The 21,240-nt window shown below is 69.2% G+C and carries 16 protein-coding genes and 1 pseudogene; 6 read left to right on the forward strand and 11 right to left on the reverse strand.

The features are described from left to right. Positions 1-6 precede the first annotated feature (6 nt). On the reverse strand, positions 7-357 hold the full coding sequence (locus tag AC5Y5E_RS26535; RefSeq protein WP_499906322.1) for a hypothetical protein: 351 nt from the start codon (positions 355-357) through the stop codon (positions 7-9). 156 nt (positions 358-513) lie between these two features. Here AC5Y5E_RS26535 and rbpA point away from each other — a divergent pair, with 156 nt between their 5' ends. Beyond that, positions 514-849, forward strand: a complete 336-nt coding sequence (rbpA, locus tag AC5Y5E_RS26540) for an RNA polymerase-binding protein RbpA (RefSeq protein ID WP_066913172.1) — start codon at positions 514-516, stop codon at positions 847-849. On the opposite strand, the pseudogene lnt reads toward rbpA, so the two are convergent. From lnt to AC5Y5E_RS26555, 3 genes and pseudogenes are all read right to left on the reverse strand, one after another. After that, positions 846-3,667, reverse strand: a pseudogene (gene lnt, locus AC5Y5E_RS26545) (apolipoprotein N-acyltransferase). The gene rbpA and the pseudogene lnt sit on opposite strands and share 4 nt — an antisense overlap. Beyond that, entirely contained in the window at positions 3,660-5,255 is a 1,596-nt protein-coding gene (locus tag AC5Y5E_RS26550; RefSeq protein ID WP_499906419.1) for an amidohydrolase, read from the reverse strand. The pseudogene lnt and the gene AC5Y5E_RS26550 overlap by 8 nt, the downstream one beginning before the upstream one ends. 39 nt (positions 5,256-5,294) lie before the next feature. Then, positions 5,295-5,798, reverse strand: coding sequence for an FxsA family protein (locus AC5Y5E_RS26555; protein ID WP_499906324.1), 504 nt, complete (start codon positions 5,796-5,798; stop codon positions 5,295-5,297). A gap of 73 nt (positions 5,799-5,871) precedes the next feature. On the opposite strand from AC5Y5E_RS26555, the gene AC5Y5E_RS26560 reads away from it, so the two are divergent. Next, positions 5,872-6,570: a dienelactone hydrolase family protein gene (locus AC5Y5E_RS26560; RefSeq protein ID WP_499906326.1), complete on the forward strand. Its 699-nt coding sequence runs from the start codon at positions 5,872-5,874 to the stop codon at positions 6,568-6,570. A gap of 11 nt (positions 6,571-6,581) precedes the next feature. Here the strand turns inward: AC5Y5E_RS26560 and AC5Y5E_RS26565 are convergent, their stop codons facing one another. The 4 genes from AC5Y5E_RS26565 to AC5Y5E_RS26580 form a co-directional block, all read right to left on the reverse strand. After that, positions 6,582-7,436 (reverse strand): type 1 glutamine amidotransferase domain-containing protein, encoded by an 855-nt coding sequence (locus AC5Y5E_RS26565; protein ID WP_499906328.1) that lies wholly within the window; start codon positions 7,434-7,436, stop codon positions 6,582-6,584. A gap of 5 nt (positions 7,437-7,441) precedes the next feature. After that, a complete protein-coding gene (locus tag AC5Y5E_RS26570; protein ID WP_499906330.1) occupies positions 7,442-7,828 on the reverse strand; it encodes a PPOX class F420-dependent oxidoreductase in 387 nt (128 codons plus the stop codon). Positions 7,829-7,926: 98 nt separating this feature from the next. Then, on the reverse strand, positions 7,927-11,502 hold the full coding sequence (gene cobN / locus AC5Y5E_RS26575; protein ID WP_499906332.1) for a cobaltochelatase subunit CobN: 3,576 nt from the start codon (positions 11,500-11,502) through the stop codon (positions 7,927-7,929). 3 nt (positions 11,503-11,505) lie between these two features. Further along, a complete protein-coding gene (locus AC5Y5E_RS26580) occupies positions 11,506-12,171 on the reverse strand; it encodes an alpha/beta hydrolase family protein (protein ID WP_499906333.1) in 666 nt (221 codons plus the stop codon). 74 nt (positions 12,172-12,245) lie between these two features. Here AC5Y5E_RS26580 and cobG point away from each other — a divergent pair, with 74 nt between their 5' ends. The 3 genes from cobG to AC5Y5E_RS26595 are packed head-to-tail and all read left to right on the forward strand — an operon-like array spanning position 12,246 to position 15,464. Continuing rightward, on the forward strand, positions 12,246-13,364 hold the full coding sequence (gene cobG, locus AC5Y5E_RS26585; protein WP_499906335.1) for a precorrin-3B synthase: 1,119 nt from the start codon (positions 12,246-12,248) through the stop codon (positions 13,362-13,364). Positions 13,365-13,368: 4 nt separating this feature from the next. Continuing rightward, positions 13,369-13,995 carry a precorrin-8X methylmutase gene (locus tag AC5Y5E_RS26590; RefSeq protein WP_499906337.1) on the forward strand — a complete coding sequence of 209 codons (627 nt, stop codon included), beginning with the start codon at positions 13,369-13,371 and terminating at the stop codon, positions 13,993-13,995. Beyond that, on the forward strand, positions 13,992-15,464 hold the full coding sequence (locus AC5Y5E_RS26595; RefSeq protein WP_499906339.1) for a precorrin-2 C(20)-methyltransferase: 1,473 nt from the start codon (positions 13,992-13,994) through the stop codon (positions 15,462-15,464). The genes AC5Y5E_RS26590 and AC5Y5E_RS26595 overlap by 4 nt, the downstream gene beginning before the upstream one ends. A 21-nt stretch (positions 15,465-15,485) precedes the next feature. On the opposite strand, the gene AC5Y5E_RS26600 is transcribed toward AC5Y5E_RS26595, so the two are convergent. The 3 genes from AC5Y5E_RS26600 to AC5Y5E_RS26610 form a co-directional block, all read right to left on the reverse strand. After that, positions 15,486-18,455: an MMPL/RND family transporter gene (locus AC5Y5E_RS26600; RefSeq protein ID WP_499906340.1), complete on the reverse strand. Its 2,970-nt coding sequence runs from the start codon at positions 18,453-18,455 to the stop codon at positions 15,486-15,488. Continuing rightward, positions 18,452-18,883 (reverse strand): MmpS family transport accessory protein, encoded by a 432-nt coding sequence (locus tag AC5Y5E_RS26605; RefSeq protein ID WP_499906342.1) that lies wholly within the window; start codon positions 18,881-18,883, stop codon positions 18,452-18,454. Before AC5Y5E_RS26605 ends, AC5Y5E_RS26600 begins: the two co-directional genes overlap by 4 nt. Before the next feature lie 347 nt (positions 18,884-19,230). After that, positions 19,231-20,454 (reverse strand): class I SAM-dependent methyltransferase, encoded by a 1,224-nt coding sequence (locus AC5Y5E_RS26610; protein WP_499906344.1) that lies wholly within the window; start codon positions 20,452-20,454, stop codon positions 19,231-19,233. A gap of 489 nt (positions 20,455-20,943) precedes the next feature. Between AC5Y5E_RS26610 and AC5Y5E_RS26615 the strand changes: the two genes are divergently transcribed. Beyond that, on the forward strand, positions 20,944-21,105 hold the full coding sequence (locus AC5Y5E_RS26615; RefSeq protein WP_499906346.1) for a hypothetical protein: 162 nt from the start codon (positions 20,944-20,946) through the stop codon (positions 21,103-21,105). Positions 21,106-21,240: the final 135 nt, after the last annotated feature.

The following is a 21,240-nucleotide window of genomic DNA, read 5'->3' on the forward strand; positions in this document are numbered from 1 at the left end:
GCCGGGTTAGACGCCCGCCCGGCGCCAGCCGTCGGCGGCGCGGGCGGCCCGGATCAGCACGTCGCACAGTTCCCGTAGTTCGGCCGCGGCGGCCCCCTCGTCGAGCGCCGTGGCGACGTCCTCCGCTGCGCATCGCACCTGGTAAACGCGATCCGAGAGGTCGGCGGCGTCCTCGGCCGACAGCACCACCGCGTCGGCCGGCAAGGCTATTGCATCCCCCCGATTCAAAGAGGCGCGTTGCTCGTAGGCGCGTTGCCGGCAGGACTGCCGGCAGTACTGGCGGCGACGGCCCATCCCGGCGTCGGTCACGTCCCGACCGCACCACCGGCACGGCTGGGGGCGGGCGCGGCGGGTCACGCCTGCCGAGGATAGTCGGCCGTGATCGGCAATCCCGTATCATTGAATGTCGCGTCGCGTATGCCGCGTGTCGGCCTGGGAACTACGCGGGCCGTCGTTACGTTTGCTAAGCGGAAATTGCACCACAGCCCACAGGATCTATAAGGAGTAGCACCCATGGCCGATCGCGTCCTGAGAGGCAGTCGCCTTGGAGCCGTGAGCTACGAGACCGACCGCAACCACGACCTCGCACCGCGTCAGATCGCGCGGTACCGCACCGAGAACGGCGAGGAGTTCGAGGTCCCCTTCGCCGACGACGCCGACATCCCCGGCACCTGGCTGTGCCGCAACGGCATGGAGGGCACCCTCATCGAGGGCGACCTGCCCGAGCCGAAGAAGGTCAAGCCGCCGCGCACGCACTGGGACATGTTGCTGGAGCGCCGCTCGGTCGAAGAGCTCGAAGAGCTGCTCAAGGAGCGACTCGACCTGATCCGGTCGCGCCGCCGCGGCTAACCGCGATTATTGGCCCGGATCGCGCGGGGGCGCGACGATCGCCCCTCGATGCCCCACCGGGTGACTTTGACCAGCGCCTCGCGGATGTTGGATCCGCTCATCTTGGAGACGCCGAGTTCGCGCTCCGTGAAGGTGATCGGCACCTCGGCGATGGTGAACCCGTTGCAGACGGTGCGCCAGGTCAAGTCGATCTGGAAGCAATAGCCCTTGGAGTCCACGCCGTCCAGGCCGATCGTCTCGAGCACTTCGCGGCGGTAGGCCCGGTAGCCGGCGGTGATGTCGTGCACGCCGACACCGAGGGCGACCCGCGCGTAGGTGTTGGCCGTCCACGACAGCGCCCAGCGCCGCCACGGCCAATTCCGAACCGCTCCCCCCTCGACATAGCGCGAACCGATCGCCAGATCGGCGCCGGCGTCGACCGCGTCGAGCAGCAGGTGCAGCTGTTCGGGCGCGTGGCTGCCGTCGGCGTCCATTTCGACGAGCACCGAATAGTCCCGGCTCAGACCCCAGGCGAAACCGGCCAGGTAGGCCGCGCCCAGCCCGTCCTTGGCGGTGCGGTGCATCACGTGGACGCGGTCGGGGTCGGCCGCCGCGAGCTCGTCGGCGAGCTGTCCGGTGCCGTCTGGGCTGTTGTCGTCGACGATCAGCAGGTGCGCGTTGGGGCACGCGGCCGTCAACCGCCGGTGAATCACCGGCAGGTTCTCCCGCTCGTTGAACGTCGGGATGATCACCAGGACGCGCTCGCTGGGACGCTCGCCCGGGACCCGGGGCGCCGACTTGCCGGTGGTCATGTAGCTCCTCTGTCTCGCCCGAAATCAGGTGGGCCGCCCTGCTCGGGCGGTGTGTCGTCATCGCCGCCCTCGGCCGGCGCAGTGTGTTGCGCTCTCTCCGCGTCGCCCTCGTCGGGCGGGGGTTCGCCCAGGGGCGTACCGGCGTCTTCCGATTCATCGAGAGGCCTGGACCTCCGACGAATCGGACGCGCGAACCATCCATTGTGCCGTATCCCGACCAGAATGGCCGCTCCGGCCGCTGCGACCAAAACCCACTGCAGGATCGGGCCCCACCGGGTCGCCGGCGTCAGCTTGGTCTTGAGTCGCACCTGCATGTCCAGGTAGGCGGGCTCGAAGAAATCGGTGCGGACCAGGTCGGCGCCGTCGGGGGCGACCACCGCGCTGATCCCGGTGGTTCCGGCGACGACGACGTAGCGGTCGTGCTCCACCGCCCGGACCTTGGCGAACGCCAGCTGTTGTTCGCTCATCGTCTTGTTGAAGGTCGCGTTGTTGGCGGGCACGGCCAGCAGCTGGGCGCCGCTCAGCACCGCCTTTCGCGGCGCCCGGTCGAAGATGACTTCCCAGCACGTGGACACCCCGAGGGGTACCCCGGCGATGTGCACGACCCCACTGCTTCGGCCGGGCACCATGTGTCCGGCCCGATTGGCGTAGCCGGAGAGGTGCTTGAACAGCCACGGCATCGGCAGGTACTCCCCGAACGGCTGCACGATTTCCTTGTCGTGGCGGTCGGCCGGCCCGCTGACCGGATTCCACACGATCACCGTGTTGGTGTACTGCGCATTGTCCGGGGCGCGGCCGGGCACATCGAGCACCGTGCCGACCAATATCGGCGCGCCGATCGCCGCGACGGCCCGCGCGACCTGCTCGGCGGCGTCGGGATTGGCCAGCGGGTCGATGTCCGAGGAGTCCTCCGGCCAGATCACGAACTGCGGTTGTGGGGCCAGCCCCGCGCGCACGTCCTCGGCCAGCTGCTGGGTCTCGCGGACGTGGTTGTCCAGCACCGCCCGGCGTTGCGCGTTGAAGTCCAGACCCAGCCGCGGCACGTTGCCCTGCACGACGGCGACGGTGACCGAGGGTTCGCCGCCCGCTCCCGCGCCGGCGTGCCGCACCTGCGGCCAGATGATGACGGCGGCGAACAACACCAGGCAGATGCAGACGCCCGGCAGCACGACGGCCGGCGGCGGTGCGGGCTCATTCGTGGCTGCTGCGCCGGCCGGGTGCCCGGTTTTCCACCACTTCGCGATCTCCAGCGCGATCGCGGTCGCGCTGAACCCCACCAGCACGACGGCCATGGACAGCAGCGCGACCCCGCCGATTTGGACCAACGGCAGCAACGGACCCTGGGCTTGGCCGAAGGCGACCGCGCCCCAGGGAAAGCCGCCGAACGGGAAGATCGACTTCAGCCACTCCTGGGCCGCCCACAGCAGCGCGAACCAGATCGGCCAGCCCGGCAGCCGTCGCACGATGACGGCGCACAGGCCGAAGATCCCGGGAAACAGCGCGCAGGTGGCCGCCAGCACCAGCCAGGGCGCGGCGCCCACCAGCGAGCTGATCCACGGCAACAGCGGCACGTAGAAGGCCAGCCCGAACAGGAACCCGTAGCCGAACCCGCCTACCGGTGTCGTCGCCGGATGCTGCAGCACCCAGGCCAGCAACGCGGCGGCGACGACGGCGGCCCACCACCAGTTCACGGCGGGGAAGCTGGCGAACAGCAGCAAGCCGCCCGCGATGGCGAGCGCCAGTCGCGCCAACCGTGGCAGCAGCGCGGCCCAAACGCCCGGGAGCCGTGCGAGCGCCGCCGCGCCAAGCCCGGCGAGCGCGCCGCGCGTCGCGGCGCCCGGCTGGGCGGGCGGGCCGGCCGCGTCTTCCGGCTCCGGTTCGGGTTCCGCTTCCAGTGCCGGCTCGTCGGCGGTCGGGGGCTCGTCGGCGCGGATCTCGGCGGCGTCTTCGTCCCGCTCCGATTCGGCTTCGTCGCTTATCGGGTCCTGGTCGGGGGGCTGCAGGCCGCCGAACCACTCCCTAGCCATGGATGACAGCGCCTCGATGCACGGTTCGGCGGCAACTCGGCAGCGGGTCGTTGGGGCCCAGGGGCGGCAGCGCGGGCACCCGGGAGCGGGGATCGGTGGACCAGCGCTGAACGGCGTCGCGCGGCGCCTGGACGTCGAGGGCCCCGGCGTCCCACACGGCGTAGGAAGCGGGCGCGCCCGGCACCAGCGTTCCCGCCTGGCCGTCACGCGCGCCACCCGCCCGCCAACCGCCGCGGGTGGCGGCCGCGAACGCGGCCCGCGCCGACACCGCGCTGCCCGGGGTGTGGTGATTGACCGCAGCGCGCACGCTCGCCCACGGGTCGATGCCCGTGACGGGGGCGTCGGAACCGAGCGCGAGGGGCACGCCTTGGGATGCTAACAGCGCAAGGGGGTTCAGTCGGCTGCCTCGTTCGGCGCCGAGCCGCCGGGCGTACATGCCGTCGGCACCACCCCACAGCGCATCGAAATTGGGCTGCACGCTGGCGATGACGCCCCACGCGCCCAGTTTGGCGGCCTGGTCGGCGGTGACCATCTCCAGGTGCTCCAGGCGGTGCCCGCAGCGGGCGACGGCGGCCACCCCAAGGTCCGCGACGACCCGTTCCAACGCCGCGACCGCCGCCGAGACCGCGGCGTCGCCGATGACGTGGAAACCGGCCGTCACCTCCGCCTCGGTGCACGCCCGCAGGTGGGCTTGGATGGCGCCGGGATCCAGGTAGCAGGTTCCGGCGCGGTCCGGGGCGTCGGCGTACGGCTCGTGCAGCCAGGCGGTGCGCGACCCGAGCGCCCCGTCGACGAACAGGTCGCCGGCCAGCCCGCGGGCGCCCGTCTGGTCCCGCAACGCCCGCGCCTCGGCGGCCTTCGTGACGGCCTGGCCCCAGTAGCCGACGATCTCGACGCCTTCATCGATGTCCCGGAGCCGCAGCCAGTCTTCGAGCCCGCCGATCTCGGGACCCGCGCATTCGTGCACCGCGACGATGCCGGCCGCGGCGGCGGCCCGCAGCGCGGCCGCCCGGGCCTCGGCCAGCTGCTGGGGTGTCAGCAGGTCGCGGGCGACGGCGCGCACCAGGTGATGGGCGTCGCCGACCAGTGGCCGCTCCGGGTCGAAACCGGCCGCCGCGGGCAGCTCCGCGACCTGCCGACGCAGCGCCGTGGAGGCCAGCGCGGAGTGGACGTCGACGCGGGTCAGGTAGGCGGGCCGGTCACCCACGACGGCATCCAGGTCGGCGGTGCTCGGCGGCGCGTTCTCGGGCCACGACGATTCGTCCCAGCCGTGCCCCCACACCGGCCGGCCCGGGTGGGCGGCCGCGTGGTCGGCGATCATCCGCAGACACTCGGCGCGCGACGCGGCGGGTTGCAGGTTCAGGCCGCTGAGCGTCAGGCCGGTCGCGGTGAGGTGGATGTGGCTGTCCACGAACCCCGGCGCCACGAAGCCGCCGTCCAGGTCCTCGACCAGGGCGTCGGGGAATTGGCTTCGCCCGACGTCGTCGCTACCCAGCCAGGCGACGACGCCGCCGCGGACCGCCATGGCGGTGGCTTCGGGATGGCTCGGGCTGTGCACCCGCCCGTTGACCAGCAGCGTGGTGGGCATGTCGGTCACAGGCCAAAACTACGTGTGGCGGCCTTCAGATCAATCCCAGGCGGGGTTTCCGGGATATCCGCCCCGCATCTCGCTGGGCAGGGCGGGCGCCCGGAAGTCCCGCACGTCCACGACCTCGCCGTCGATGTAGTCACGGCCGTCGGTTTCGGCCCCGAAAAGCGTCGCCTCGGCGATCAGCGGCACCCGCCGCCGAAAGGCGCGCATCAGTCCTGCGCCGGCGACCCTTCGTATCGGGGGGACCAGCAGCAACAGCCCCAAAGCCGTGGTGACCAGGCCCGGGACGAGGACCAGCGCGATGGCCAAGGTGACCAGCGCCCCGTCGCCCGCCGCGTTGCGCGGCTCGGCCAGCCCGGAGCGCAATTGCCCGATCTGCCGGATGAGCTGCGAACCGGCCATCGGCGCCAGCACGACCCACCCGATCACGAATGTGGCCAGCAGCGCCAGCAGCGTCCAGCCCCACCCGACCGACGAGACCAGCGCGATGACCGCCGCGAGCTCGACGACGGCGTAGATGAGGAACAGCCGCGACATCATGTGAGGCCAACGTCCGCGGGCCACCATGGAGTTCCCCTGGTGTCGCCCGACACGGCTGCAGTTAGATGACGCTATGGCAACGATTCAGATCGACACCCCGGACGGATCGATTGACGCGCTGTTGAACGTTCCCGACGGTCAGGGCCCGTGGCCCGGCGTGGTGGTGATCCACGACGCGTTCGGCTACGGGCGGGACAAGCAGGCGACCAACGAGCGCATCGCGCGGGGCGGGTACGTGGCGCTCACGCCGAACATGTACGCCCGCGGCGGCCGGGTCCGCTGCATCACCCGGGTCATGCGCGAGATGCAGACGCAGCGGGGGCGCGCCCTCGACGACATTCTGGCGACGCGCGATCACCTCAAGGCCATGCCGGAGTGTTCCGGGCAGGTCGGCATCGCGGGGTTCTGCATGGGCGGCCACTTTGCGCTCGTCATGTCGCCCAAGGGTTTTGGCGCTTCGGCGCCGTTCTACGGGACTCCCCTGCCGCGCAACCTCGACAAGACCCTGGACGGGGCGTGCCCGATCGTGGCGAGCTTCGGCGGCCGTGACCCGCTGGGCCGGGGCGCGCCCGAGAAATTCCGAGCCGTGACCGAGGCCAAGCAGATCACCACGGACACCAAGGTCTACCCCGGCGTCGGGCACAGCTTCGCGAACACCCTTCCCGCCCAGCCGCTGCTTCGCATCACCGGTTTCGGCTACGACGAGGCCGCCACCGACGACGCGTGGAACCGCGTCTTCTCCTTCTTCGGCGAGCACCTGAAGGCGGGCTGAAACCCGTTGTATCACTTCAGCTTCCGTGACACGACCGTCGCGAACGTGTGCGTGTCGCCGGGCCAGCGCGCCGACACGTAGCTGCCGTCGTCGACGACGAACGCGGGCCGCGAATCGGTGGCGGTGTCGCGCACCATCCCCGACGACTTCAGCAACCGGTGCGGCGTGTCGCTGCCGACGTCTTGGAAATCCGTCGGATCCTTAAGGGCGCGAGTGACTTCCGACTGCACGGACATGTAGCCGGTGGGCTGTCCGGGCTGCTCGGTATAGGTTCGGTAGTAATCGCGATCCCATAATCGGGTCATCCGGGTGAGCCGCCAGGCCAGGCCTTCCATCGCCCATGTCAGCGCCGTGGTCTTGCGCCCGTAGAGCACCGAGCGACCGGTGGCGGGATCAACGCTGCGCGCGGCGAGCAGCACGCCGTGACAGATCGCGCCCACGAGCAACCCTCGGCCGAAGGCGTCCACGACGAGCCGCTGCAGGATGTCGCTGTCGACGTAACTGCGCATTCCCCGGGCGCGATGGCCGCCGGGCAGCAGCAGCGCGTCGATGCCGTCGAGGCTCGCCTGCGACCAGCTGACCGGATGCTGAAATTCCGCCGAGCGCAGCATGTCCCGATACGCCTGGCGGCCGTCCTTGTTGGCCCGCAGCATCAGCCCGAGGACCGGGACGCTGCCCAGCAGCGGCAGCGCGGACCAGATGTCCAACCCGCGGCCGGTCACCATGATGTCGTCGGCGATGCCGGGTCCGCCGCTTTCGGTGGCGAACACCACCCGGTGCCCGTTGTGCGTCAGGACCCGCCAGCTGACGGCGACCTCGGTCGGGTCGAAGTCGCGGTCCGGGATCGGGATGAGGACTGTCCCCATTGGCCTTAGCCTGGCGCCACTTTCAGCTCGAGGCCGACGTTGTTGTCCATGCCGCCGCGCAGCTTGCTGAAGAAGTTGAAGACCTTGCCGACAATGCCGTACCGGCCGCCGATGGCGTCGTAGACGGCGGCGGTCTGCGACTTGTCGAGGATCGCCGCGGTGCCCTCGACCGCCTCGCTGGTCGGCCGGCCCTGCATGGTGCAGGTGGCCAGCGTGACGCGCGGGGTGTTGCGGATCCGCTTGACCTTCCACGACTTTTCCTGGGTGATGACCAGCAGCCGGTCGCCGTCGGCCGCGGCCCAGATCGGCACCGGCTTGGGCCGCCCGTCCTTGGTGAAGGTGGTCAACAGGAGGTATTGCGCCTTGGCGAGGTCGGCAAAGGTCGGGGTCACGGTGTCAACCTACGCCCGTAGACCCGCTCGTGCCGAGTGTGCGGCCAGCCGCACGTTGGGTGCCGAGTGTGCGGCCAGCCGCACGCTCGCGCAGGCTGTTAGCCCTCCAGGTCGCCCTCGGTTTCGAGTAGCGCCTGGCGCAGCCCGTCGACGGTGTCCGGCTGCGGTTCCGCCCACATGCCGCGGCCGGCGGCCTCCAGCAGGCGTTCGGCCATGCCGTGCAGCGCCCACGGGTTGGATTCGGCCATGAACTTGCGGTTCTCGGGGTCCAGCACGTAGCGCTCGGTCAGTTGCTCGTACATCCAGTCGGCCATCACGCCCGCGGTGGCGTCGTAGCCGAACAGGTAGTCCACGGTCGCCGCCATCTCGAACGCGCCCTTGTAGCCGTGCCGGCGCATCGCCGCCATCCAGCGTGGGTTGACCACGCGGGCGCGAAAGACCCGGGTGGTCTCCTCCGACAGGGTCCGAGTGCGGATCGCGTCGGGCCGGGTGTTGTCGCCGATGTAGGCGGCGGGCGCCTGCCCGGTCAGCGCGCGCACCGTGGCGACCATGCCGCCGTGGTACTGGAAGTAGTCGTCGGAGTCGGCGATGTCGTGCTCGCGGGTGTCGGTGTTCTTGGCGGCCACCGCGATGCGCCGGTACTGGCGCTTCATGTCGTCGGTCGCGGGGCGTCCGTCCAGACCGCGCCCGTAGGCGAACCCGCCCCAGGCCGTGTACACCTGCGCAAGATCGGCGTCGTCGCGCCAGTTGCGGCTGTCGATCAGCTGCAGCAGCCCGGCGCCGTAAGTTCCCGGTTTGGATCCGAAAATCCTTGTGGTGGAACGGCGCTCGTCGCCGTGCTGGGCCAGGTCGGCGCGGGCGTGGGCGCGCACGTAGTTGTCGTCGGCCGGCTCGTCGAGGTCGGCGACCAACCGGACCGCGTCGTCGAGCATGGTCACGACGTGCGGGAAGGCATCCCGGAAGAACCCGGAGATCCGCACCGTCACGTCGATGCGGGGCCGGCCCAGCTCGGCCAGCGGAATCGGCGTCAGGCCGACGACGCGGCGCGACGCATCGTCCCAGACCGGTCGAACGCCCAACAGCGCGAGGACTTCGCCGATGTCGTCGCCGGCGGTGCGCATCGCCGAGGTTCCCCACACCGACAGCCCGACCGATTGCGGCCACTGCCCGTGGTCGGACCGGTACCGGGTCAACAGCGAATCCGCCAGCGCCACACCGGCTTCCCACGCCAGCCGGGACGGCACCGCTTTCGGGTCGACGGAGTAGAAGTTGCGCCCGGTGGGGAGCACGTTGACGAGGCCGCGCAGCGGCGATCCGGACGGGCCGGAGGAAATGAACCGGCCGTCCAACGCCCTGAGCACCTGGTCGATTTCGGACGACGTGCCCGCCAGCCGGGGCACCACCTCGGTGGCCGCGAACCGCAGCACCGCCGCGACGTCGGCGTTATCGGTCAGCGTTTCGGCAGCGTCGGGGTCCCAGCCGCCGGCCTGCAACGCCGCCACCAATTCGCGTGCCGCAGCCTCGGTTTGGTCGACCGCTACGCGATCGTCGGTGCCGTCCTCGGCCAAGCCCAGCGCCTGGCGCAGGCCTGGGATGGCGTGCTCGCCGCCGAACAGCTGGCGTGCGCGCAGGATGGCCAGCACCAGGTCGAGTTCGGCCTCGCCGGTGGGCCGTTGGCCCAGGACGTGCAGCCCGTCGCGGATCTGGACGTCCTTGATCTCGCAGAGCCACCCGTCGACGTGCAGGATCATGTCGTCGAACGCGTCCTCGGCGGGCCGTTCGGTCAGCCCCAGGTCGTGGTCCATCTTGGCGGCCCGGATCAGCGTCCAGATCTGCTGGCGGATGGCGGGCAGCTTGCCGGGATCCAGCGCCGCGACGTTGGCGTGCTCGTCGAGCAGCTGCTCCAAACGCGCGATGTCGCCGTAGGTTTCGGCGCGAGCCATCGGCGGGATGAGATGGTCGACGAGGACGGCGTGCGCCCGCCGTTTGGCCTGGGTGCCCTCGCCGGGGTCGTTGACGAGGAACGGGTAGATCAGCGGCAGGTTGCCCAGCGCGGCATCGGATCCGCAGGCCGCCGACATGCCAAGGGTCTTGCCCGGCAGCCATTCCAGGTTGCCGTGCTTGCCGAGATGCACCACCGCGTCGGCTTTGAAACCGGTGTCCAGCCAGCGGTAGGCGGCCAGGTAGTGATGGCTCGGCGGCAGGTCCGGGTCGTGATAGATGGCGACCGGGTTCTCCCCGAACCCGCGGGGCGGCTGGACCATCAGGACGAGGTTGCCCGCTTGCATTGCGGCGATGACGATTTCGCCGTCGGGGTCTGCCGTGCGGTCGACGAAGAGGTCGCCGGGCGGCGGGCCCCAGTGCTCGACGACGGCGTCGGCGAGGTCGGCGGGCAGGGTCGCGAACCAATCGCGATAGTCGTTGGCGGACACCCGAATCGGGTTGCCGGCCAGCTGCCCTTCGGTGAGCCAGTCGGCGTCTTGTCCCCCGCGTTCGATCAGCGCGTGGATCAGGGCATCGCCGTCGTCGGCCTCGACGCCGGGCAGATCGCCCACCCGATACCCGCGTTCGCGCATCGCGCGCAGCAGGGCGACCGCGCTGGCCGGCGTATCCAGCCCGACCGCGTTGCCGATGCGGGCGTGCTTGGTCGGGTAGGCCGAAAACACCAGCGCCACCCGCTTATCGGCCACCGGGACGTGGCGCAGCCGCGCGTGCCGGATGGCCAGGCCAGCGACCCGCGCGCAGCGTTCGGGATCGGCGACATAGGAGATCAGCCCGTCGTCGTCGATCTCCTTGAACGAGAACGGGACCGTGATGATGCGGCCGTCGAACTCGGGCACCGCGACCTGGGTGGCCACGTCGAGGGGGCTCAGGCCGTCGTCGTTGTCGCGCCATTGGTCGCGGGGGCTGGTCAGGCACAAGCCCTGCAGGATCGGGATGTCCAGCGCGGCCAGGTGTTCGACGTTCCAGCTGTCATCGTCACCGCCGGCGGACACCGTGGCGGGCTTGAGGCCCCCGGCGGCCAGCACGGTAACCACCATGGCGTCGGCGTCGCCGAGCCGTTGCAGCAGTTCGGGTTCGGCGGTGCGCAGCGAGGCGCAGTAGACGGGAAGCGCTCGCCCGCCCGCGTCTTCGATGGCCCGGCACAGCGATTCGACGTAAGCGGTGTTGCCGGCCAGCTGCTGCGCGCGGTAGTAGAGCACCGCGATGGTGGGGCCGTCGTTGTCGGCGGCGGCCGGCCGCGGCAGCTCGCCCCAGGTCGGCGTCACCACCGGCGGGGCGAAGCCGAAGCCGGTCATCAGCACCGTGTCGGAGAGGAAGGCGTGCAGCTGGCGCAGGTTCTCCACGCCGCCGTGCGCCAGGTAGATGTGGGCCTGCACCGCGATGCCGGCAGCCAGCGTGGACAGGCCGGTCAGCTCGGCGTCGGCGGCCTGCTCGCCGCTGACGAGCACTGTCGGGACGCCGCTGGCGAGCACGGCGTCGATGCCGTCCTGCCAGGCGCGATAGCCACCGAGGATCCGGACCACGACGATCGCGGCGTCGTTCAGCAGGTCCGGCAACTCTGTGTCGGACAGCCGCGACGGGTTGGCCCACCGATAGTTCTTCCCGCTGGACCGCGCGCTGATCAGGTCCGTGTCGGACGTCGACAGCAGCAGGATCCTCGGCTCAGCCACCCGTCATTCGTACCGCAGCGTCGCCGCGATGCGCGCGGCGACCTCGCCGGCCACCTCGAGAGCCGGTCCGCCCGTCGCCGGCACGTAGCGATCCGCGACCGGGTCGTAGTCGGCGCCCGCGATCGACCCGTGATCGGCCGCCAGCTCCACCAGCTCCACCGGCCAACCGGCCCGGTGCAGGTTGGCGGCGAACGTCCTGCTCGCCGAGACCGGAACCGCGTCGTCGGCGAGCCCGTGCAGCAGCGTGAACGGCGACCGGGCGCCGTCGGCCGACAACATCTCGGTCGGCGTCCGGCCGGAGATCGGGTCCGGGACCATGAAGGCACCCGCCAGGCACACCGTGTGCGCGAGGGCGACGTCGAAGCCCCCAACCGTCACGCCCGCGGCGGCGCAGCCCCCCAGGGACCACCCGACGAGCACCAGGGCACCATGCGCGCGCTCCCGCGTGAATTCGAGCGACCGCAGCAGATCCGCCCGCCCGCCGTCGTCGCCGTGGGAGTTCCAATCCGGCGCCACCACCGCGGCGCCGCGCTCGGCGAGCATGCCGGCCAGCGGCCGCACGGCGGCGCGGGCGTCGGTCTGCATGCCGTGCCACAGCAGGACCGCGGGTTGCGCCGAATCGCCGAAGACGTCGGCCAGGCGTCCCGGCGCGTACTCCACCGTCCTCACGGGCAACAGAGTGCCCACACCAGGCCCGCGCCGAACCTGCGCGAAACGGAGACGCGGAGTCGTACCGTAGGCGGATGGTCCGAGCGCGCGACACCGACGCCTGCCCGGGCGCGCTGCAGGTGCATCAGGCCGCCGACGGCGCGCTGGTGCGGGTGCGCTTGCCCGGCGGCCGGATCAGCGCCGCCCAGCTGGCGACGCTGGCCGCCGTCGCGGGTGAGCGCGGCTCGGGAACCCTCGAGCTGACCGCCCGGGGCAACGTTCAGCTGCGCGCGATCACCGACGTGGCCGCGGCCGCCGAGGCGCTCACCCAAGCCGGGCTGCTGCCGTCGCCGACCCATGAGCGGGTCCGCAACATCGTCGCGTCGCCGCTGTCGGGCCGCGTGGGTGGCCTCGCCGACGTCAGTGGGTGGGTGAGCGAGCTGGACGCGGCGATTTGCGCCGAACCCAGGCTCGCGGAGCTGGGGGGCCGATTCTGGTTCGGTCTCGACGACGGCCGCGCCGACGTGTCCGGGTTGGGCGCCGACGTCGGCGTGCACGCCTTGGACGACGGCGTCGCGCTGGTGTTGGCGGGGCGTGACACCGGCGTCCGGCTGGCCGTCGCCGACGTGGCGCAGTCACTGGTCACGCTCGCGGTGCGGTTCCTCGAGGTACGCGGGAAGGCTTGGCGCGTCAGCGAATTGGCCGACATTGCGGAGCTGTGGCCCGGGGCCGAACTCGGCGCGGCTTTCCCGCCCGTGGCCAGGCCGCCGGTGGGCTGGGTCGGCCAGGACGACGGCCGGGTGGCGCTGGGCGCCGCGGTGCCGTTGGGCGTGCTGCCCGCCAGGGTCGCGGAATACCTGGCCGCCATCGAGGCCCCGCTGGTGGTCACGCCGTGGCGATCGGTGCTGGTGTGCGATCTCGATGAAGAGGTGGCCGACGTCGCGCTGCGCGTGCTGGCGCCGTTGGGCCTGGTTTTCGACGAGCACTCGCCCTGGCTGAGCGTCAGCTCCTGCACCGGGAGCCCCGGCTGCCAGCATTCGGCCGCCGACGTGCGAGCCGACGCGGCGATGTCGTTGGACGCGCGGGACGCCGATGCCGGGGTGCACCGTCACTTCGTCGGCTGCGAGCGTGCGTGCGGCAGCCAGCCCTTCGGGCAGGTCCTGCTCGCCAGCGGACAGGGTTATCGGCTGCTGCGCGACCAGCGCCTAAGGTGAGCGGGTGCTCGACTACATCCGCGACGCGGCCGAGATCTATCGCCAGTCGTTCGCGGCCATCCGCGCCGAGGCCGACCTGACAAGGTTCCCCGACGACGTGGCACGCGTCGTGGTCCGGTTGATCCACACCTGCGGTCAGGTCGACGTCGCCGAGCACGTCGCCTACACCGACGACGTGGTCGCGCGCGCGGGCGCCGCGCTGCGCCGCGGCGCACCGGTGCTGTGCGACTCGTCGATGGTGGCCGCCGGGATCACCGCCGCGCGGCTCCCCGCGGGCAACGAGGTCGCATCGCTCGTCGCCGATCCCCGCGCGCCCGAACTGGCCGCGCGCCGGCAGACCACCCGCTCGGCGGCCGGCGTGGAGCTGTGGGCGGGCCGGCTGGCCGGCGCGGTGCTGGCGATCGGCAACGCGCCGACCGCCCTGTTCCGGCTGCTGGAGCTGATCGACGAGGGGGCCTCCCCGCCGGCCGCCGTGCTCGGCGGCCCGGTCGGATTCGTCGGGTCCGCGCAATCCAAGCAGGAGCTCATCGAGCGTCCGCGCGGCATGTCCTACCTGGTGGTGCGGGGCCGTCGTGGCGGCAGCGCGATGGCCGCCGCCGCCGTCAACGCGATCGCGAGCGACGCCGAATGAGCGCGCGCGGCACCCTCTGGGGGGTGGGGTTGGGGCCCGGCGATCCGGAGTTGGTGACGGTGAAGGCCGCCCGGGTGATCGGCGAGGCCGACGTGGTGGCCTACCACAGCGCCCGGCACGGCCGCAGCATCGCCCGCGGGATCGCCGAACCGTATCTCCGGCCCGGCCAGATCGAGGAGCACCTCGTCTACCCGGTGACCACCGAGGCGACCGACCATCCGGGCGGCTACGCCGGTGCGATCGAAGACTTCTATGCGGATTCGACGCGGCGCATCGCCGCGCACCTGGATGCCGGTCGCGATGTCGCGCTGCTCGCCGAGGGCGACCCGCTGTTCTACAGCTCGTACATGCATTTGCACACCCGGCTGACGCAGCGGTTCGACGCCGTCATCGTGCCGGGCGTGACGTCGGTGAGCGCCGCCTCGGCGGCCATCGCGACCCCGCTGGTGGCCGGCGACGAGGTGCTGTCGGTGCTGCCCGGCACCCTGCCGGTGGCAGAGCTGACGCGCCGCCTCGCCGACGCCGACGCCGCGGTGGTGCTCAAGCTTGGCCGTTCGTATCACGCTGTGCGGGAGGCGCTTTCGGCGTCTGGGCAGCTCGACGACGCGTTCTACGTCGAGCGGGCCAGCACGTCTGGGCAGCGGATCTTGCCCGCCGCGGACGTCGACGAGGCCGGCGTACCCTACTTTTCGCTGGCCATGCTGCCCGGCGGCCGCCGTCGCGAAACGCTTTCGGGCACGGTCGCGGTAGTCGGCCTGGGGCCCGGCGACGTCGACTGGATGACGCCGCAGAGCCGACGGGAGCTGGCCGCCGCGACCGATCTGATCGGCTATGCCGGCTATTTGGACCGCGTCCCGGTCCGCGACGGCCAGCGGCGCCACCCCAGCGACAACACCGACGAACCGGCGCGGGCGAGGCTGGCCTGCGCGCTGGCCGAGCAGGGGCACGCCGTCGCCGTGGTGTCGTCGGGCGATCCCGGCGTGTTCGCGATGGCGACCGCGGTGCTGGAAGAGGCCAAACAGTGGCCGGGAGTGCGGATCCGGGTCATTCCGGCGATGACGGCGGCCCAGGCCGTCGCCAGCCGGGTCGGCGCTCCGCTGGGCCATGACTACGCGGTGATCTCGTTGTCCGACCGGCTCAAACCCTGGGACGTGATTTCCGAGCGCTTGGCCGCCGCCGCGGCCGCCGACCTGGTGCTGGCCATCTACAACCCGGCGTCCAAGGCGCGGACCTGGCAGGTCGGCGCGATGCGCGACGTGCTGATGGCCCACCGCGAACCCGGCACGCCGGTGGTGATCGGCCGCAACGTGTCCGGCCCCGACGAAGACGTACGCGTGGTGCGACTGGCCGATCTCGACCCCGCAGACGTCGACATGCGCTGCCTGCTGATCGTCGGCTCCTCGCAAACCCAGTGGCACTCAGACGATTTCGGTGACCGTGTATTCACCCCTCGTCGTTACCCGGGGTGAGGGCGCGGATTCGGTGGCCGGTTACGGCCGGCCCGCGACTCCGGAATAGGTCGGCGCGTTTCCGTCGTGTGGTCGCGCACCCGTCTGGCCATCACCCGCCGGCGTGTTGATCCTGGCGGTGTCGGCCTCCTCCCCGAGCAGCAGAGAGCGGACCAGGCGACGCGGCCCGAAGGGCCGGAGCATGGAGCTGGCCGGGCGCGGCCGCACCCGTATCGGCCACCAGAACCAGCGTCCGAGCAGCGCCGCGATCGACGGCGTCATCAAGGAGCGCACGACCAGGGTGTCGAACAGCAGGCCGAGTCCAATCGTGCTCCCGGCCTGGCCAATCGAGCGCAGGTCACTGGCAACCATAGACATCATGGTGAAGGCGAACACCAGCCCGGCCGCGGTGACGACGCCGCCGGTCTCCCCCATCGAGCGGATGATGCCGGTCCGCAGCCCCGCCCCGATTTCCTCCTGGAACCGCGACACCAACAGCAGGTTGTAGTCGGATCCCACGGCCAGCAGGATGATCAAGCCGAACACCGGCGCGATCCAGTTCAATTCCAGACCGAAGAGGTGTTGCCACACCAGCACCGACAGCCCGAACGCGGCGCCCAGTGACAACAGCACCGTCCCGACGATCACCAGGGACGCGACCAGCGCTCGTGTGATGATCACCATGACCGCGAAAATCAGTGTCAGGGCGGCAAGTCCGACGATCAGCAGGTCGTATTGTGAGCCGGCCTGGATGTCGCGGTATATCGCCGCCGTCCCCGTGAGGTAGAACTTGGCGCCGGTGAGGGTCGTTCCCTTCACCGCTTGATGCGCGGCATTCAGCGCGGGCTTGACCGCGGCAATGCCCGCCGGGGTCGCCGGGTCCGCGTCGTGGGTGATGATGAAGCGCGCGGCCTTGCCGTCCGGTGAGAGGAAGAGTTTCAGACCACGCTGAAAGTCGGCATTCTGGAAGGCTTCCGGCGGCAGGTAGAAGTAGTCACCACTCCTGGAGGCGTCGAAGGCCTGACCCATCGCGCTCGCCGTATCGGTCATCTGGGCCATCTGCGTCACCAGACCCGAGAAGCTGCTGTGCATCGTGAGCAGGGTGCCCTGCATGGACTTCGCGACGGCGATCATCGGCGGGAACTGGGCCATCATCTGGGGCATGATCGCGTCGACGTTGTTCATGTCCTTGATCAACGTGCTCATGTTCGCGCTGAACTTGTCCACGCCGTCGATCGCCTCGAACACCGACCTCGATGCCCAGCAGACCGGGATGTCGAAACAATGTGGTTCCCAATACAAATAGCTGCGGAACGGCCTCGCGAAGTCGTCGAAGTCCGCCAAGTGGTCCCGCATCTCGTTCAGCGTGGTTTGCATGTCGCCCATATCGCCGACCATGCGATGAGTCGCGCTGCTCATCTGACCCAGCAGGCCCTGCATCCGCTCCATCGAGCCGATCATGGCGCCCAGATTGTCGCTCATCTTGAGCATGTCGGCCGTGCGGTCCTTCATAAATTGAAGGTTCTGCTGGATCGGGATCGCTTGGGCGCTGATTTGGAACGGTATCGACGTGTGCTCGATCGGCCCGCCCAGCGGCCGGGTGATGCTCTGCACCATCGCGATTCCCGGCGATCGAAAGATGTCCTTTGCGAGCCGGTCGAGAATGATCATGTCGCCGCTGTTGCGCATGTCGTGATCGCTCTCGATCATGAGGATGTCGGGATTCATTGTCGCGGCGCTGAAATGGCGCTCAGCGGCCGCGTATCCGACATTGGACGGCACGCTGGCGGGTGTGTAGTAGCGGTCGTTGAAGCTGATCTTCATGCTGGGCATGACGAGGATGCCGACGATCGCGATGGCCAGCGAGGCCGCGAACACCGGACCCGGCCAGCGCACGGTGGCCGTGCCGATGCGCCGCCACCCGCGCGTCTTGATCATTCGCCTCGGGTCGAGCAAACCGAACCGGGTGGCCACCGCGACAACGGCCGGCGCCGCGGTCATCGCCCCCGCGACGACGACGAGCAGCCCCAGGGCGGACGGGATGCCCAGCGCCTTGAAATACGACAGCCGCGCCAGGTGGAGGCAGAAGGTGGCCCCGGCGATGGTAAGCCCCGAGCCCATGATGATGTGGGAGGTACCACGGAACATCGTGTACCAGGCCGTTTCTCGATCCTGACCCGCCTGGCGGGCCTCCTGGTACCGACCGATGAGAAAGATCGCGTAGTCGGTTCCCGCCGCGATGGCCAGGGACGACAACATGGCGACCACGAACGTGGAAAATCCCAGCAGTTCGTTGTTGCCGAGGAGCGCGACAAGCCCTCTGGCCGTGCCCATCTCGAAACCGACCATAACGAGCACCAGCAGCACCGTGCTGATCGAGCGATAGGCGATGAACAGCATGATCATGATGACCACGCCCGTGACGCCCATCATTTTGAACATGCTCTTGTCGGCGGCTTCGTTCATGTCCGTCGTCAGCGGCGCCGGGCCCGTGACGTAGACCTTGAGCCCCTTGGGCGGCTCCGACTTGTCGACGATCTTCCGCACCGCGTCCACGGACTGGTTGCCCAGCGTGCTGCCCTGGTTGCCGGCCAGATTGAGTTGGACGTAAGCCGCTTTGCCGTCGCGGCTCTGGACACCGGCGGCGGTCAGCGGGTCTCCCCACACGTTCTGCACGTGCTGCACGTGCTTCGGATCGGCCTGCAGCTTCTGGACCAAGCCGTCGTAGTAGCGGTGCGCCGCGTCGCCGAGTTGCTGATCGCCCTCGAGGACGATCATCGCGATGCTGTCGGAGTCCGACTCGTGGAAGGTCGCGCCGATGCGCTTGGCCGCGATCATCGCGGGCGCGTCTTGGGGCGACATGGTAACCGCATGCTTGCGGGCGACCGACTCGATCGGCGGCACAAGCACATTCAGGGCGACGGTCAGCAGGAGCCAGCCGATGATGATGGGCCACGCAAACGTGCGGACGAACCGCATGTACCTCGGACGGGCGTCGTTGTCGGTGTTCATGCGGCCTTCACCAAACAAGACGTTTGTGCGTGATGGCCGGCGGCGGAACTTTGGTCCTTGATCTCACCGTTGACCGTGATGCGGCACCCGAGGTTGTCGCTGTTGCCCTGTGCGACCACGCTGGCGATCACGGCCGGCACCGTCGTCGTGATGGTGATGGTCCAGGGCAGGCTGGTGAAGTTCGCCTGTTCCGGCTGGGCCTTGGTGTCGAGGTAGCTGACGCTTCCCGCGGTGTCGCTCGGCCCGTAGACCTCGTAGGTCACCCGCTTGAGGTGCGACGGCTCAAGTGGTTCGGCGCTGCTGCCGGTTGCGGTAAAGATGGCGTCGGAACCGAAAACGCCGCGAAGCCGGTCGACGGCGATACCGCCCAGGGCAACCGCCACCACGACGACGAGGGGCACCCATGCCTTCTTGAGAAAGGCCAACACCGCCGCTTCCTTTCGCTCGTGACCAGGTCCTTCGAACGCAGTGTCACCACCACACGGGGACGCCCGATAGGGCCCTTCGACCCCGGACCGGGGGTCATCTGACTCGAACACCCCGATGGGACGCTCCCCAACTAGATATACCATACCCCATGGGGTATTTTCCAGGCGCGAGTTCAGAGGCCACATCGTAGGGTGTGCACCGTAGATCTGCGATCGGAAATTCGCCGTGTGACCGCACGCGATGACCGGCGGTCATGCGCAATTTGAGTGAATTACATTGGGGTGGCAGTGCGATTCGGTGGCGGCGGCTTCGTCGCCAGAGTGTTCACACCACGCCGCCGCCCTGCCTAATCCGCCGGATCTTCCTTCAGCGTCACCGCCACGAAGTCGAGGCGCCACAGCGACTCGAACAGCCTGCGACCGAACTCCTCCAGGTCACGTTTGCTGGCGCCGAGCGACTCCCCGCCCTTGGCGACCCGATCAGCGATCTGACGAATCGTGAGCCGGCCATTGACGTGCTGTAGGAAACGCATATGAGACGGCGTGACCTTCGTGCGCCAATTCGGCCGAAAAATCTCGTCCCCCTCGATACCGCAGCGCATCCGCATCCGCGGAACGTATCCGAGGCTCTCGGGAGTGGAGAAACTGATTTCGTAGCTCTTCTTCGGCCGGTCGGAACGGCATGCCATGAAGAAATGGGCGCCGTTCATCACGTGAAGACGCTCTACTACCGACCAGAGCTTAGCCTCGGGCAACGCGCTCACCGCCTGATGGAGCGAAGTCCCGGGTCTGAACCAATCATGCGGGTAGTAGGGCGCCTTGATGAACCATCCCTGGAATGCCAACCCAGCTGACGTCACGAGGTCGATGCAGTCATCGACGCTGTAACTGCGCTCGGGGCCATGCAGGAAGGTATCTGCCAGGGCGGCGTCGGACTGGGCGGAAACCGGCGCCATCTTGAAGTAACGGTGGACGGGGTGTTCTAGCGGGAGCGCCGAGATCACTTCTTTGACCATTTGGACCGACGCGTCGTCCGGACCCATGCCCAAGTCACGGAAGGCCGATTGCAGCATTTCGACGCCGATTCGGCCGGCCTTCGCGTAAAGCATCACGCCCAGAGCGCCATCTCGCCGCAGACAAGCCCTCAGGGCCTTCATGCCCGCTGCTGGGTCTGGCAAGAGATGCAAGACGCCGGTTGACACGATGAGGTCGAAGTTGCGCTTGAGCGTTGGCAACTCTTCTATCGGAAGCCGATGCAACTCCAAGTTCCGCAGCTCATACTTGTCTTTCAGATATTGCGCATGGTCCAGCGACGGCTGACTGATATCGACCGCCACCACCTTCGCGGAACGGTTGTTGTATGCGAAAACCGCGGCCTGATTGGTACCGCAGCCAGCGATCAAAATATCGAGGTCGGGCTTGTAGTCGCGGTCGGGCCACAAAGTCGAGTGAGCGTGGGCGGGGTCGAACCACTCCCAATTGCTATCCGTCCATGCCTCGAGGTCTTGTATAGGTTCTGGATACGCCTCGAAACGGCGAGCGACGACTGCTGTTTTCAGATCCTCGTTCATAGCGGAGGTTGGCCCTTCCGGTTGAGTCTTGATCGAGGATCCGGATCCGTGGTCAGCCGGGAGCTGTATCACGGGGCGGGCCCCCATCGTGGCGATTATCGGTTACCGCCGGTTCTGCCCGCAAGCGAACGGTGTGATTCCATCTGGGTCAGTTCGGGGTGGTCCATCGTCGGACCGCCGTTGCACGGACGAAAAGACTGGTTTTCGGACCGAGGCCCTAGCGTTGTCAAGTAGGAGAAACCGGCGACTCGCCAAGCGGCGGACACGTTTTCGACTGAGGCGCTGAGTTCGTTGATCAACGACGCGATGAAGTCGGCGACGCCGATCGACGGTGCGGACCACTTGTTAAATTGGTTGACCAAGGCGGCGTTAGAGCGTTCGTTGCAGCCGAGATGACCCAAAATCGGCTATGAGTCGGGGGATCCGGCCGGGGCGCGGGAACGGGAATTCTCGTAATAGTTCGACGTCGAAGACGGTGACCACGGGTCAATGCTGGGCATCAACTTCGCCGAGGGATTAACGACCGGCGAGATCGCTGAGCACTTCGCCGACGTCCGTCGGCAGCGCCTCGATGTGTGCACCCTGAAGCTCTCGCCCGCAGATCGCCTGGAACCCAGCGACTTGGCCCCGGTTGGCGAACCCGTTGTCTAGCGGGGTGAACCCGATCCCCGCCTTGTTCCCCTGCCGCTGTGCCCTATGGTTCCCGTTGACGATCAGCTGGGCGTTGAATCGGAAAACAGCTGCACCACCCCGCCCGCTCCTGCGCGATCCTCACGTACAACACGC

The sequence above is a fragment of the Mycobacterium sp. NGS54 genome, assembly GCF_059812465.1.